This window comes from Azohydromonas australica DSM 1124, assembly GCF_000430725.1.
Lineage (GTDB): Bacteria > Pseudomonadota > Gammaproteobacteria > Burkholderiales > Burkholderiaceae_C > Azohydromonas > Azohydromonas australica.
In genome coordinates this window covers 1-12,506 of the sequence record NZ_AUMO01000081.1, presented here as the reverse complement: position 1 = coordinate 12,506, position 12,506 = coordinate 1, and the positions used below count along the sequence as shown (strand labels likewise).

Genomic DNA, 12,506 nt, shown 5'->3' with positions numbered 1-12,506 from the left:
GCTGACGGACATGGGCTTCAAGGCGCGCATGCCCTGCCGAACAGAGCGCTTGTCTTACGCCATGTTGTCATCCGCTCCGTTCCCTCCCGAACGTCCCTTGCTTGCGCGCCGGTCCACGGCGCGTACCGGCCCGTGATCCGGCGCCTGTCCGCCCTTCTGGGCGAGTGGCTGCGCAGCGGCCGCGGCTCGCTGCGGCTGCGCATGACGCTGGCCGGGGTGGCGGCACTGACGCTGGGCATCTGCCTGACCACGCTGCTGCTGGTGCAGCGCGCCGAGCGCGACACCCTGCGCGACCAGCGCGAGCGCGAAGTGCAGGAGGCCGCGCGCACCGCGGCCGTGCTCTCCAGCCGCGTGGTGGAGCTGCAGAACCTGCTGCGCATCGCCGGCGAGCAGCTCACCCCAGCCACGCTGCAGGACCCGCCGGCGCTGGCGCGCTTCATGCACGAACGGGCGGTGCTGCGCGCGCAGTTCAGCCACGTGGCGGTGATGTCGCCCGATGGCCATGTGCGCATGTACGCCGAGCGCGAGGGCGTGCGCCCGCTGGATCTGGACATCGGCCAGCAGCCCTACTTCCGGCAGACCGTGGCCGAAGGCCGGCCCATCGTTTCGGAGGTGCTGACCAGCCGCGTCATCGGCGAGCCGGTGGTGGTGCTCACCTACCCGCTGCACGGGCCCCAGGGCCTGTACGGCGTGATCGGCGGCGCGGTGCGCCTGGGCAGCGGCGACCTGGTGACCCACGCGGCGCAATACCTCGACCTGGAAGGCCGGGACGCGCTGCTGGTGGTCAGCGACACGCAGGGGCGGATCCTGGCCCACCCGGACCCCCGCCGCACGATGACGCGCATGGCCGACGACCCGCAGCTTGCCGGCGTCTGGAACGGCTGGCAGCTGCAGCGCGGCCCGCTGGAGCCCAGTGGGGTGTCGGTGGAGCAGCCGGGCCTGATCGCCTCGGTGGCAGCCGTCACGGGCCCGGACTGGCTGCTGTGGCGGTTGCAGCCCGAGGAGCAGCTGCTGCGGCCGCTGCATGCGGCGCGCAGCCGTGCGCTGGTGGACGTGCTGGTCATGGTGCTGGTCACGAGCCTGGTGCTGCTGGCGCTGGTGGGCCGGCTGCTGCGGCCGATGCGCGTGCTGGAGCGCCGCGCGCAGTCGCTGTTCGATGCCGGGCAGGACCTGCATTCGGGCTGGCCCGCCTGCGGCGGCGAGGTCGGGCGCCTGGCGCAGGTGCTGCGCGAGGTGGGCAGCGAGCGCGCCGCGCTGGAAGCGGCCAACGCCGCGCTGCTGGAGCGGCTGGAGTCGGTGATGGCGGCGGCGCCGGTGGGCATCGCGCTCACGCGCCAGGGCCGCTTCGAGCTGGTCAATGCCGAGCTGTGCCGGCTGCTGGGCCGCGAGCCCGGCGAGCTGCAGGGCCGGCCGATGGCCCTGGCGGGCCTGGAATGCGAGCCGCATCGCGCGCTGCTGCAGGCGGTGGAGCAGGCCTTCGCGGCGGGGGAGTCCTACCGCGGCGAGTGGCAGCTGCAGCGCGCGGATGGCGAGCGCTTCTGGGCGGTGCTGAACGCGCGCCAGGAGCGCGCAGGCGACGCGGCCAGCGGCGTGATCTGGACCGTGTCCGACCACAGCGCGCAGGTGGCCGCGCGCGAGCAGCTGGAGTGGAGCGCGCGCCACGACCCGCTGACGCGGCTGTCCAACCGCATCGAGCTGGAGCGGCGGCTGGCGCAGGTGTTCGCGGCGCGGTCGGCGGCGATGCCGGCGGCGCTGGTGGCCATCGACCTGGACCGTTTCAAGCCCATCAACGACAGCGCCGGCCATGCTGCAGGCGACGCCATGCTGCAGCTGGTGGCCGAGGCGCTGCTGGGCTGCGTGCGCCGCAGCGACCTGGCGGTGCGGCTGGGCGGCGACGAGTTCGTGCTGCTGCTGGAGCGCTGCGAGGCGGAGCAGGCGCTGGAGATTGCGCACCGCGTCTGCGCCGCCGTGAACCGCCTGGAACTGCACTGGGAAGGCCACCGCCTGCACGTGGGCGCCTCCGCCGGTGTCGCCATGCTGGAGGACGCCATGACCCAGCCCCACTACTGGATGCGCGCCGCGGATCACGCCTGCTACGCGGCGAAGCGGCACGGTCGGGGACACGCCAGGCTGGCTCGGCGGGGGGCGGCGGTGGCAGCGTGAGGGGACGCGTACTTGCAGGACAAAGTACGGGAGGCCGGCCCTCTATTTGTCATCGCCGCGCAGGCAGCCCCACCTTGGAGCGAAGCAAAGGCGCAGCGCACCAAACTCGAACCCCCGGCATGCCAAGCAGGCCTATCGCTGCAAGCTCGGGAACTGCCCGCGCGATGGCGAAGGGGAAAACGACGCAGCCTTGTATAAAGCAAAAACTCTCAAACTGCTTGAATATTGGGTTTGCGCCCAAAGTGGACATGGTAGTCAAGGCGGTTTTGATGGGCATGTTATAATCTAAATTGGTTTCGAAAAAAGAATAACTCTGCTGAAGCAGAGTTTTCAAGCGGTACTCCTCACGCAGACAGTGTCAGCAACAGCCTGGAAATGCTCAAAGTTATGGAATGGGTCCCTATAGTCTTCTTCACGTTCAAGATTCTCGTGTTCGGCACGGGCATGTTCTTCGCCATCAAGTGGCACTACGATAAGGCGAAGAAGGAGAAGGAAAAGAAAAATAACGAAACCAGCGGATCGTAAGCCTCCGTCGAACATACCCTCGACGCCCGGAGCAGTCGAACGATATCCAGTGATGCGGCAGCAATTCCCCAATACGGCTATTGGACGGCGTCAACAGGCGGGTCAGCGCTCGATTCGGCAAATAGCATCGGCATCACTGCGAGACTATTCATCGGCAAGCCATCAGGTATTGCATTGATGTGTTTCATGGCCGTTGTTCCGGTATCTGCAAGTTGCCGCTTGATTTGAGTTGGCGTCATATTTCCGGAGCGGGTTTGGGACCCTGCTGTCCCCCGGACAGCGGTGCAAGCAGGTGCGACCACCAGCGCGCTCGCAGAGTCAACGCCAAGGTGTGTCGACCTGAAACCCGCTGCGGCGCACGGCGCGTAGATTGCTGCATTGCAGCAAAATCAATGCACACCGTCCCGGACCACAGGAGACAAAGGGGCGGCGCCGGCTTTCGCGGACTGCCGCGGGGGGCTGGAGCCGCCGATGGACGCTCGTCGATCCCAAGCCGGGACGGAACGACATCGCCGAGCACCTTCGCAACCCGTCTGTCCTCAGGAGCAGCCATGCCCACCGAAGCCTTTGAAACCCTGCTGTCGCCCTACTCCAAGCTCATGCGCGCCAACATGGAGTTGATTGCCAAGTTCTCGACCGCGCCCGAGGTGATGGCGCGCACGCTGGGCACCGGCCCGAAGCTGTCCGGCTCGGGCCTCGACGCCGCGCTGGGCGCCTTCCCCGTCAACGCCTTCAACGAGTTCCTGATGGGGCTGGTGAAGAACTGGATGGAGTTCCTCACCGACCTGGGCCAGAGCGCGATGAGCCTCGCGGACCAGGGCCAGGAAACCTTCCTCAAGCGCGGCCCGGCCATGGCCGGCGACGCCGCCCGCGCCATGACCGAAGCCACCCACGGCAAAACGCCGCGGGTGAAACCGGCGGCGGCGTAAGCCACGACGCCCGCTGAGCCGCCCTCCCGCCCCACGCCCGTGGGGCGGTTCCTTTTTCGGGGATTGCTCAGCGCGGCGCCGACGCCGCACCGGGCCCCGCCGCCCCGCACGCGCCCTGCGCCGCACCTTCCTCCGGCGCCTGCGCCTTCAGCCGCGCCAGGATGCGCGTCCCCGACCGACCCGTCTCCGGCAGCTCCAGCCGCCGCTCCTCGGCGCGGATGGCTGCCGCCGTGCGCGGGCCGTCGCGGCCGTCGGGCTGCACCTCGCAGTGGCCGCGCGACAGCAGCAGCGCCTGCAGCTCGCGCAGCTCCCGCCGCGGCAGCAGCGGGTCGTCCGTGGGCCAGGCCTTGCGCGGCGGCGGCAGGCCGCGCAGTGCGTCGGACAGCAGCCCGATCGCCAGCCCGTAGGCGTCGGCGCGGTTGTAGCGCCAGATCGCCTGGTAGTTGGGCGTCACCAGCCAGGCCGGGCCGTCACTGCCCGCGGGCATCAGCAGCGCGGTGCGCAGCCCCGGCTCCCAGCCCGGCGCGCCACCCTCGCCCAGCAGCGGGCCGCCGTCGACGCGCCGCACGCCGTCCGCCGCCCACTGCGCCAGCGTGCGGCACTGCCCCTCGGGCTGGCCGCGCTCCAGGCAGCGGTGCCCGGATTCCTGCGCGTTGAAGCGCTCCAGCGCCGCGTCCGGCAGTTTCACTTCCACACCCCAGGGCAGGCCGCTGCGCCAGTTCAGCCCCGACAGGTAGCGCGCAGTGGTCGCTAGCGCGTCCGGCGTGCTGCCGATGATGTCCACCTTGCTAGCGCCCTCCGCGGCGGCGTCCATGTAGGCGACGAAGGTGGCGGGCATGAACTGCGTCTGCCCGAAGGCGCCGGCCCAGGAGCCCACGAAGCTGTCCTGCTGGACGTGCCCCTCCTGCAGCAGCCACAGCGCGGCGAAGAAGTTGCGCCGGCGCTCGGCGCTGTCCAGGTTCAGGCAGGCGCGGCTGAGCGTGGCATCCACCACCGGGTAGCGGCCCTGCACGCGCCCGTAGTCGGTCTCGATGCCGAACACCGCCACCACCGTGGCCGGGTCCACGCCGTGGCGCTTCTCGATCGCCGCCAGCGCCGCAGCCTGGCCCGACAGCAGCGCGCGCCCGTCGGCGATGCGCTCGGGGTCCACGCGCCGGGCCAGGTAGTCCCAGATCGGCACCTGGAACTCCGGCTGCCCGGCGGTGGCGGCCTCGATCACCGGGCGCAGGTCCTGCGCGCCGCGCGTGTACTGATCGAAGGTGCGCGGCGACACCTTCGGGTTCTCGTCCAGGCGCTGGCGCAGCGCGTCGATGCACGGGGCAAGGCCGGCATCGGCGTCCTGCCGCGCGGGCGCGGCGCTGCAGGCGCCGACCAGCGCCGGCAGCAGCAGCGCGGCCAGGCGCAGCGGTGGGGGTTTCAGAAAGTTCATCGGGTCAAGGAAGAAGTGGTGGGGCGCGCGGCCCCGCGACGGAATCCGCGCTCCAGCAGGCGGCCGTCCTGCACCGGGCGGGCCGCGGCCCCGGGGCGGCGTGGCGCGCCGATTGTGCAAAACGGCTGCCTGTCCGCTTGGGCGCGATGTGTCCGCGCCGACATGCGCCCGCCAAAGTGCCGCAACAGCCGCCGGTTGTACTGGGCAGCCCCGAGCCGAGTCTCGCCCGCAAGGAGCTTTGCCATGCACGACCACGACCTGGGCCTGTCCCACGACCTTCACATCGCCGCCCTGCGCCGCCGCCGCGCGCTGCAGTGGCTCGCCGCGCTCGGCGGCAGCGCCCTGGCCGGCTGCGGCGGGGGCGGCGACGACACGTCCAGCACGAGCAGCACGGACGCATCGACCACCACCACGACCAGTACCACCGGCACGACCAGCACCTCCAGCTGCGCCGTGGTGCCCGAGGAGACGGCCGGCCCGTACCCGGGCGACGGCAGCAACAACAACATCAACGCGCTGGTGCTCTCGGGCATCGTGCGCAGCGACATCCGCGAGAGCTTCGCCGGCGCCACCGGGGTGGCGGCAGGCGTGCCGCTCACGCTGCAGCTGCGCCTGGTCAACACCAACGGCAGCTGCGCCGCGCTGTCCGGCTACGCCATCTACCTCTGGCACTGCGACCGCGAGGGCCGCTACTCGCTCTACTCCAGCGGCGTCACCGGCGAGAACTACCTGCGCGGCGTGCAATCCACCGACGCCGCCGGCCAGGTGGTGTTCAGCACCATCTTTCCCGGCTGCTACGACGGGCGCATGCCGCACATGCACTTCGAGATCTACCGCAGCGCCAACAGCGCCACCTCGTTCAGCAACAAGCTGCGCACCTCGCAGATCGCCTTTCCGACCGACGCCTGTTCGACGGTCTATGCCAGCAGCGGCTACGGCAACAGCGCCGCCAACCTGGCCCGCATGAGCTTCGCCAGCGACAACGTCTTCAGCGACGGCGTGAGCCTGCAGACGGCGACCGTCACGGGCAGCGTGGCGGCAGGCTACGTGGCCGAGCTGCAGGTGGGCATGGCGGGCTGACGGGCCGGGAGGCGCCACGAGCACCGGCGCTCAGCAGGCCCGGTCCCGCCGCAGCCGCCGCAGCTGGTCCTCGTAGGCCAGGGCGAAGGCCTGGCCGAAGAGCGTGTCGAAGTCCGCCCGCGCCTGGTCGCGCAGGTGCTCGAACAGCAGCCCGTACTGCACCCACAGCCGGGCCCGGCGCTGCGCGGGCCACCAGGACGCCGCCACGGCGGCGTCGTGCAGCCGCGCCTCCAGGGCCGGCGGGGCGAAGCGCCGCAGCACGCCGTCGCGCGCGGCGCGCGTGCCGGCACCGGTGGCCAGGGCCAGTGCGATCAATTCTTCCAGCGCCTCGGCCACGGCGTCCGGGCCGTCGAGGAAGCCGGGGTCCGCCCGCATCAGCAGCAGCTCCAGGGCCACCTGCACGTCGGGCGCCACCTTCAGCGGGTTGCTCAGCGCACTCGCGCCGGCGACGCGCGGCAGCGGCTGCGCGCACATCAGCTCCAGCAGTCCCGACACCGCGTGCCGCAGCACCTGCCCGGCGGCGCGCATGCACCCGGCCCTGGTGCCCGGGTCCGCCGCCGGGTGCAGCCCCGCGCCCTCGCAGAACGCGTTCCACAGCGCCTCATCCAGGCCCGCATCCGGGCCGACGGCCACGCCCGCCGCCGCGGACGCGGCGGCGCCCTCGTCGGGCAGCACGATGGCTTCGAGCACATAGGCGCCGATGCACAGCTGGTCGCGGTCGTGCAGCGGCACGCAGTGGCCGTGCCGCAACGGCTCGCCGCGCACGGCGACGGGGTTGGCGCTGCCGATGTTCTCGATCACGAAACCCGCGGCCGTGCAGCTGACGCGCGCCTGGTGGCGCGAGATGTAGCGCAGCGGATCGGGCAGCGCCAGCGTGTTCTCGTCGGCGCGGCCGATGGTGCCGCCCTCGCGCCCGAAACAGGCTGCGATGGGCCGCGACAGCGGCCGGTCATCGAGCAACACCGCACGCAGGGTCAGGCTCATGCCGGGCTTTCCACATCGGCCGGGATGCGGCCTTCGTCGCCATCGTGGACAGCGCGCCACGGCGCTTCAACGCACGAAAGTCACATGCGCGAACGGCCTGCCGCGCCGCCTGCACCAGCCCAATTGAATATCCCACCCGTCCTGAAAAAAGAAAGTTCCGCCTTGGGCGGCATTTTCCCCAAGGACTCAGTGAACTATTCACGCCATTTCCCGGAGATCCGATCGGGTATGTACCCGACACCCAGGAGGGTTTGCCGCTTTGGCGCCCGCGTTACATATCCAGGCACTGCGGCATCACCGTCGGCAGCATCGCGGCCCTCGCCCCAAGGCCCAGCGCACCATGGAGAGGGGTGCTTTCGGCAGCGGTAATTTTTCTCGATCGGTACGTTACCCGAGAAACATTAGTTAACACGAGCTTGCCTTATCTCGGTTTGTGCCGTGCCGAAAACTTATTCAACGCCGCTCGAAAACCAGTCGACAAGACATTCGGTCACGACGCGGAAGCAGGTTTCTCCTGAGTCAATGGTTTCCTGAAAACCGCGCTGCAAATAGGCCGCGGTGGAAGGAGGCCGCCCCTGAACAACAGTTTGCTTACGGCCATGAATATCCTGAACTCCCACCTGAATTCCCGGCTGGCTCTGGTCGGTTCCTTGTTCTCCATGAGCGTGATGCTGGCCGCCTGTGGCGGCGGGCAGGACGAGGCCTACCGCGCGGTGAACGGTGAAATCTCGCAGTCGCTGTCCAGCACGGACAGCGCCGTCGTGGCGGACGGTCAGGACGCCGCCGTGCTGGCGGCCGATGAGCAGGACAACACCGTCTCGGCGCCGCCGGCGGCGTGGGAGCTGGAGGACGATCCGGTCGTGTCCGAGACCTTCCTGGCCAGCCAGCAAGCCCGGGCCGCGGCCTCGGCCACGGAACGCGCGATGGCCGTCGCGACCACCGACACCCGCGTGAAGTGGAACCCCGGCCACTACATCGCGCTGCCGCAGCGCGACGAGCCGACGATCCAGAAGGTGATGGCGGAGATCAAGCCGCTGCCGCAGGTCAAGGGCCTGATCCTGCGCTACGAGTGGGCGCAGCTGGAGAAGTCCAAGGGCGTGTACGACTTCTCGCGCCTGGACCGTGACCTGGCCCTGGTGCAGGCCGCGGGCAAGCGGCTGTGGATCATGGTCGGCACCAAGGTGTTCCGTCCCGGTGGCCAGGCGGTGCCTGACTACCTGCGCACCGCCGAGTACGAGGGCGGCGCCTACAAGATCGTCATCGCCGGGCGCGACGCCATCGGCAGCCAGGAGCGCTACGGCGAGAACGCCGCGCTGCACAACGTCAAGGTGCGTGACCGCCTGATCGCGCTGGGCGACGCGATGGGTGCGCATCTCAACAAGCACAACGCGCTCGAAGGCATCACCTTCAACGAGACGGCCATGGGCCAGATGAAGGTACCGCTGACCAAGGCCCAGCAGACCGCTTACTTCGACAACCTGGCCCAGGTCGGCGCCGCGACCCAGCGCGCCTTCCCCAACACGGTGGTGATGCAGTTCATCAACTTCCCGCGTGCCTACATGCCGGGCCTCATCTCCAACATGGTGAGCAACAAGGTCGCGCTGGGCGGGCCGGACATCCTGATCGAGGACGCCGACCTCAACACCCACATCTATCCGATGTACGACCCGGCCAAGGGCAAGGTCGCGGTGGGCCCCTCGGTGCAGCCCGAGAACTTCGCCACCACCGTGCAGCACGGTGCCTACAACCCGCCCAAGATCAGCGACCTCTACAACTTCGGCCGCACCCGCCTGAGCGCCAACTACATGTTCTGGACCCGCGTGACCGCCGGCTCGCCCTCGCCCTACACGCGCACCCTGGACTTCTTCAAGTCCAGCGCCTTCCCCAAGGACGCCGCGGGCGGCCTGATCAGCACCTGCCCCTCGACCTACCCGTCCTGCGTGGCCAAGCTCTGAGCCTGAACCGTCTCCTCTCCCTTGCGGCGGGCCCTGTGCCCGCCTTTTTCGTTCAGGGCCGCACTTCCACCGCCAGGAAGCCCATGCGCTCGATGCGCAGCACGCCGGCCCGGCCGCTGGCGGCGATGTCGATGCCGTACAGCCCCGGCTGCGTGGGGCGCCACTGCACGCTGCGCGCGGCGCCCTCGCCGGGCATCTCCAGCGTCTCGGTGCTGCCGTCGGGGCGGTGCACCACGGCGCGCATCGCCACGCCCTCGGGCACGCGCTGCGGATGCTCCAGCGCCGCCGTCAGCTGCACCGGCTGCCCGCGCGCCGGCGTGAGCGGGGTGGCACTGGAGCGCAGCACCGCGCCGCCCGCGACGCGGGCCAGCAGCGCGTAGTCGGTGCCCTCGCGCGGCGCACGCAGCGACACGCGCCAGGGGCCGGGACGCGGGCGGTCGAAGCCGTAGCCCAGTGTCATCAGCGAGGACGGGTCTTCCACCCGCGTCAGGCCGTGCTCCTGCGGCGTGAGGTTGATGACGCGGCCACTGGCGCCGCGCACCGTCACCTCCAGCGCGCGGCTGGGGTCGAAGAGCGCGAAGCCCGCCACCGCCACGTCGTCGAGCTGCACCTCGATCTCCACCGTGGCGCCCGCCTCCACGCGGCCACCCACCACCTGCGTGAACTGCGCCGCCGCGTCGCCGGCGTCGTCCGGGACGCGACGCGCGTCCTCCTCGGCCTGTCCCGCGCCGCGGCGCAACAGCGGCAGCACGAAGCGCTGGAACACCTCGGCCGAGGCCGTCATGTCGGTGTGCAGCACCGGCAGCCGCTGCACGCTGCCGGGAATCGCGGAGGCGCTGTCCACGCTGACCACGCTGTCGCTGGGCACGCCGCTGCAGGGCGCGCGAAAGCCGTCGGCGATGGGGTCGCCGGCAAGCAGGTGGAAGGGCACGCCCTGCCGGCGCGTGACGCCGCGGTTGAAGATCTGGCGCACGAAGGCCGGGCGCAGCTCCAGCGCCGCCGGCGTGAGCACGCCCAGCGCCGAGGCCAGGCCGGAGCATTCCGAGCCGCCGTGGGGCGAGCCCAGGGTGAGCAGCTGCGCCACGTCACGCTCGCGCATCAGCCGTGCCACGTAGTAGCGCGCCACCAGGCCGCCCATGCTGTGCGCGACCAGGTCCACCTGCTGTGCGCCGGTGCGGCGCTTGACGCCCTCGATGTAGCGCTGCAGCGCTGCGGCGTTCTCCGGCAGCGTCTTGGTGGCGCTGCGCAGCCGCGCCAGGGCGCCGGTGTCGAGCACCCCTTCGGCGCGCCCGTCGCCCACCGCGAAGCCCTGCAGTCCGGCCTGCGCCAGGAAGCCGCCCGGCGCGGTGTAGGCCTCCCAGGTGTGGTGGTCGGACATGAAGCCGTGCACGAACACCACCGGCCGCGGCGCCAGCGCCAGCTCGCCCTGCGCGCGCCAGCCCGTCGTCGCCTGCGCCCGCAGCCCGCGCCGCGGGTGCGCGTCGTCGCCTTCCCAATACCAGCCCAGCGTGCTGATCTCCGAGCTGGTGCAGGCGCGTGCCGCGCGCGGCACGGTGCAGCTGCCCAGCAGCCGCCCGTCGTCCAGGGTGAAGGAAAGCGCCGTGGCCCGCCGCGCCGGGTGGTCGAGCTGCGCCTGCAGCCGCACCGTGTTGCCGTCCACCACCGCGGAGCGCGGTGCCCCGGTGGCGTCGAGCACGGCCAGGGCCAGCGGTTCGGCCGCGCGCGCGGGCGGCGCCAGCCACAGGAGTGAAGCGAGGAGGCAGGTCATCCGGCGCATGGGCGCGATGGTGCGGCGGATCGGGCTCGGCCGTGGCAACACCATGCGACATGAACCTTCCGGCGCGCGGGCGCAACCGAGGCGACAACACGGCGGCCAGCGGGCCGCGGCGCCTGAAGGAGTTGTCACATGCCGTCCCCAGCCCCCCTGCCGCCCCGCGGCCCGCACAGCGAGCGGGCTCGCGTGATCGCGCTGCACAGCAGCGCCAGCGGCGCGCGCCAGTGGGAACCCTGGCGGGAATTCCTGCCCGGTGCGGTGGAGCTGGTGGCGCCCGACCTGATCGGCTACGAGGACGGCGGCAGCTGGAACCCGGCCGCATTGCTGGAACTGGCGGACGAGGCGCAGCGGCTGGCGCCGCTGCTGGAGCGCGAGCCCGGCGGCGTGCACCTGCTGGGCCATTCCTACGGCGGCGCGGTGGCGCTGGAGCTGGCGCTGCGCTGGCCGCAGCGGGTGCGCAGTCTCACCCTCTACGAGCCGGTGCGCTTCGGCCTGCTGCAGGCGCCGGGGACGCGGGCGCTGCGGGCCCAGGCGCTGGAGTTGGGGCAGGCGGTGAGCGCGCTGGTGCGCGAGCAGCGGCTGCGCGAGGCGGCGGAGCGCTTCGTGGACTACTGGAGCGGCGCCGGCGCCTGGGAGGCCTGCAACGGGCGGCGGCGCGCGGGCATCGCGCAGGCCATGCCCAAGGTCATGGCGGAATTCGGGGCGCTGTTCGCGGACGCGGTGCCGGTGCACGCCTGGCGGCGGCTGGCAATGCCGGTGCGGCTGCTGTGCGGGAACCGCTCGCCCGCGCCGACGCAGCGCATCGCGGAGCTGCTGGTGCAGATTTGTCCGCGCGCCACGCTGCAGCGGCTGGAGGGACTGGGGCACATGGGCCCGGTGCAGGCGCCGGCGCGGGTGGCGGCGGCGGTGGACTTCAGGCGGATGCTCTTGTGTGCACCGCAGGCGGCGGCCGCGTAGGCCGCCGCAAAAAAATCCGCGGACCGGCCGTTGGCCGGGCGATCGACAGCGCGGGAGGGAGGGAGGGAGAGAGGTGCGCTGGCGGGACGCCCGGGCCGGCCCGCGGAGCTCAGAGCCGCCAGAGGCGGTAGCCTGCGGCCTCGATGGCCTGGGTGTCGAAGGCGGCCTTGACGTCGATGAAGACGCCGCCGCGCACCAGCTTGCGTGCCACGTCCTCCATCTGCAGCTGGGCGAACTCTTTGTGCGCCACCGCTGCCACGATGGCGTCGGCGCGCGGCAGGTCGCTCCACTTCAGCAGCCGGATGCCCGTTTCGTGCAGCGCCTCGTCGCAGTCGGCCCAGGGGTCGCTCACGAACACCTCGACGCCGTAGCTCTGGAGCTCGTGCACGATGTCCACGACCTTGGAGTTGCGCAGGTCGGCGCAGTTCTCCTTGAAGGTCAGGCCCAGCACGTTCACGCGCGCGCCCTTGATGTAGCTGCCCGCGGCGATCATGTTCTTGATCGTCTGCTCGGCGATGAACTTGGCCATGCCGTCGTTGATGCGCCGCCCGGCTAGGATCACCTGCGGGTGGTAGCCCAGCATGTCGGCCTTGTGCGTGAGGTAGTACGGGTCCACGCCGATGCAGTGGCCGCCCACCAGGCCCGGCTTGAACTTCAGGAAGTTCCACTTCGTGCCGGCGGCTTCGAGCACCTCGGTGGTGTCGATGCCG

At 71.0% G+C, this 12,506-nt stretch carries 10 protein-coding genes; 5 read left to right on the top strand and 5 right to left on the bottom strand.

Annotated elements, in window-relative coordinates; all coding sequences use genetic code 11:
• The first annotated feature begins 132 nt into the window (after positions 1–132).
• On the top strand, positions 133–2,163 hold the full coding sequence (locus H537_RS42925; RefSeq protein WP_051242586.1) for a sensor domain-containing diguanylate cyclase: 2,031 nt from the start codon (positions 133–135) through the stop codon (positions 2,161–2,163).
• A 49-nt stretch (positions 2,164–2,212) separates the two neighbouring features.
• On the opposite strand, the gene H537_RS52790 is transcribed toward H537_RS42925, so the two are convergent.
• Complete coding sequence (locus H537_RS52790) at positions 2,213–2,497, bottom strand: hypothetical protein (protein ID WP_156901689.1); 285 nt, start codon at positions 2,495–2,497, stop codon at positions 2,213–2,215.
• Positions 2,498–3,239: 742 nt separating this feature from the next.
• On the opposite strand from H537_RS52790, the gene H537_RS0113730 reads away from it, so the two are divergent.
• Entirely contained in the window at positions 3,240–3,617 is a 378-nt protein-coding gene (locus H537_RS0113730; RefSeq protein WP_028998377.1) for a hypothetical protein, read from the top strand.
• A 67-nt stretch (positions 3,618–3,684) separates the two neighbouring features.
• Here the strand turns inward: H537_RS0113730 and H537_RS42920 are convergent, their stop codons facing one another.
• A complete protein-coding gene (locus H537_RS42920; protein ID WP_051242584.1) occupies positions 3,685–5,046 on the bottom strand; it encodes a lytic murein transglycosylase in 1,362 nt (453 codons plus the stop codon).
• A gap of 243 nt (positions 5,047–5,289) precedes the next feature.
• On the opposite strand from H537_RS42920, the gene H537_RS0113720 reads away from it, so the two are divergent.
• Positions 5,290–6,126, top strand: a complete 837-nt coding sequence (locus H537_RS0113720; RefSeq protein WP_028998376.1) for a dioxygenase family protein — start codon at positions 5,290–5,292, stop codon at positions 6,124–6,126.
• A gap of 30 nt (positions 6,127–6,156) precedes the next feature.
• Here H537_RS0113720 and H537_RS0113715 read toward each other — a convergent pair whose 3' ends face one another.
• Complete coding sequence (locus H537_RS0113715) at positions 6,157–7,110, bottom strand: type VI secretion system-associated FHA domain protein (RefSeq protein ID WP_028998375.1); 954 nt, start codon at positions 7,108–7,110, stop codon at positions 6,157–6,159.
• Positions 7,111–7,709: 599 nt separating this feature from the next.
• Here H537_RS0113715 and H537_RS42915 point away from each other — a divergent pair.
• A complete protein-coding gene (locus H537_RS42915) occupies positions 7,710–9,065 on the top strand; it encodes a hypothetical protein (RefSeq protein ID WP_051242582.1) in 1,356 nt (451 codons plus the stop codon).
• A 52-nt stretch (positions 9,066–9,117) separates the two neighbouring features.
• Here the strand turns inward: H537_RS42915 and H537_RS54940 are convergent, their stop codons facing one another.
• Positions 9,118–10,887 carry an alpha/beta fold hydrolase gene (locus tag H537_RS54940; RefSeq protein ID WP_028998374.1) on the bottom strand — a complete coding sequence of 590 codons (1,770 nt, stop codon included), beginning with the start codon at positions 10,885–10,887 and terminating at the stop codon, positions 9,118–9,120.
• Between the two features lie 84 nt (positions 10,888–10,971).
• On the opposite strand from H537_RS54940, the gene H537_RS42905 reads away from it, so the two are divergent.
• A complete protein-coding gene (locus H537_RS42905) occupies positions 10,972–11,796 on the top strand; it encodes an alpha/beta fold hydrolase (RefSeq protein WP_051242578.1) in 825 nt (274 codons plus the stop codon).
• A gap of 109 nt (positions 11,797–11,905) precedes the next feature.
• On the opposite strand, the gene H537_RS0113695 is transcribed toward H537_RS42905, so the two are convergent.
• On the bottom strand, positions 11,906–12,506 hold a 601-nt coding region (locus tag H537_RS0113695; protein WP_028998373.1), incomplete at its 5' end, for a nucleotide sugar dehydrogenase.

What these genes read in the sequence shown, in the direction of transcription:
- H537_RS42920 (WP_051242584.1), bottom strand. Translation starts at nt 5,046, where the DNA reads ATGAACTTTCTGAAACCCCCACCGCTGCGCCTGGCCGCGCTGCTGCTG.
- H537_RS0113730 (WP_028998377.1), top strand. Translation starts at nt 3,240, where the DNA reads ATGCCCACCGAAGCCTTTGAAACCCTGCTGTCGCCCTACTCCAAGCTC.
- H537_RS0113720 (WP_028998376.1), top strand. Translation starts at nt 5,290, where the DNA reads ATGCACGACCACGACCTGGGCCTGTCCCACGACCTTCACATCGCCGCC.
- H537_RS54940 (WP_028998374.1), bottom strand. Translation starts at nt 10,887, where the DNA reads ATGGTGTTGCCACGGCCGAGCCCGATCCGCCGCACCATCGCGCCCATG.
- H537_RS42905 (WP_051242578.1), top strand. Translation starts at nt 10,972, where the DNA reads ATGCCGTCCCCAGCCCCCCTGCCGCCCCGCGGCCCGCACAGCGAGCGG.
- H537_RS42915 (WP_051242582.1), top strand. Translation starts at nt 7,710, where the DNA reads ATGAATATCCTGAACTCCCACCTGAATTCCCGGCTGGCTCTGGTCGGT.
- H537_RS0113715 (WP_028998375.1), bottom strand. Translation starts at nt 7,110, where the DNA reads ATGAGCCTGACCCTGCGTGCGGTGTTGCTCGATGACCGGCCGCTGTCG.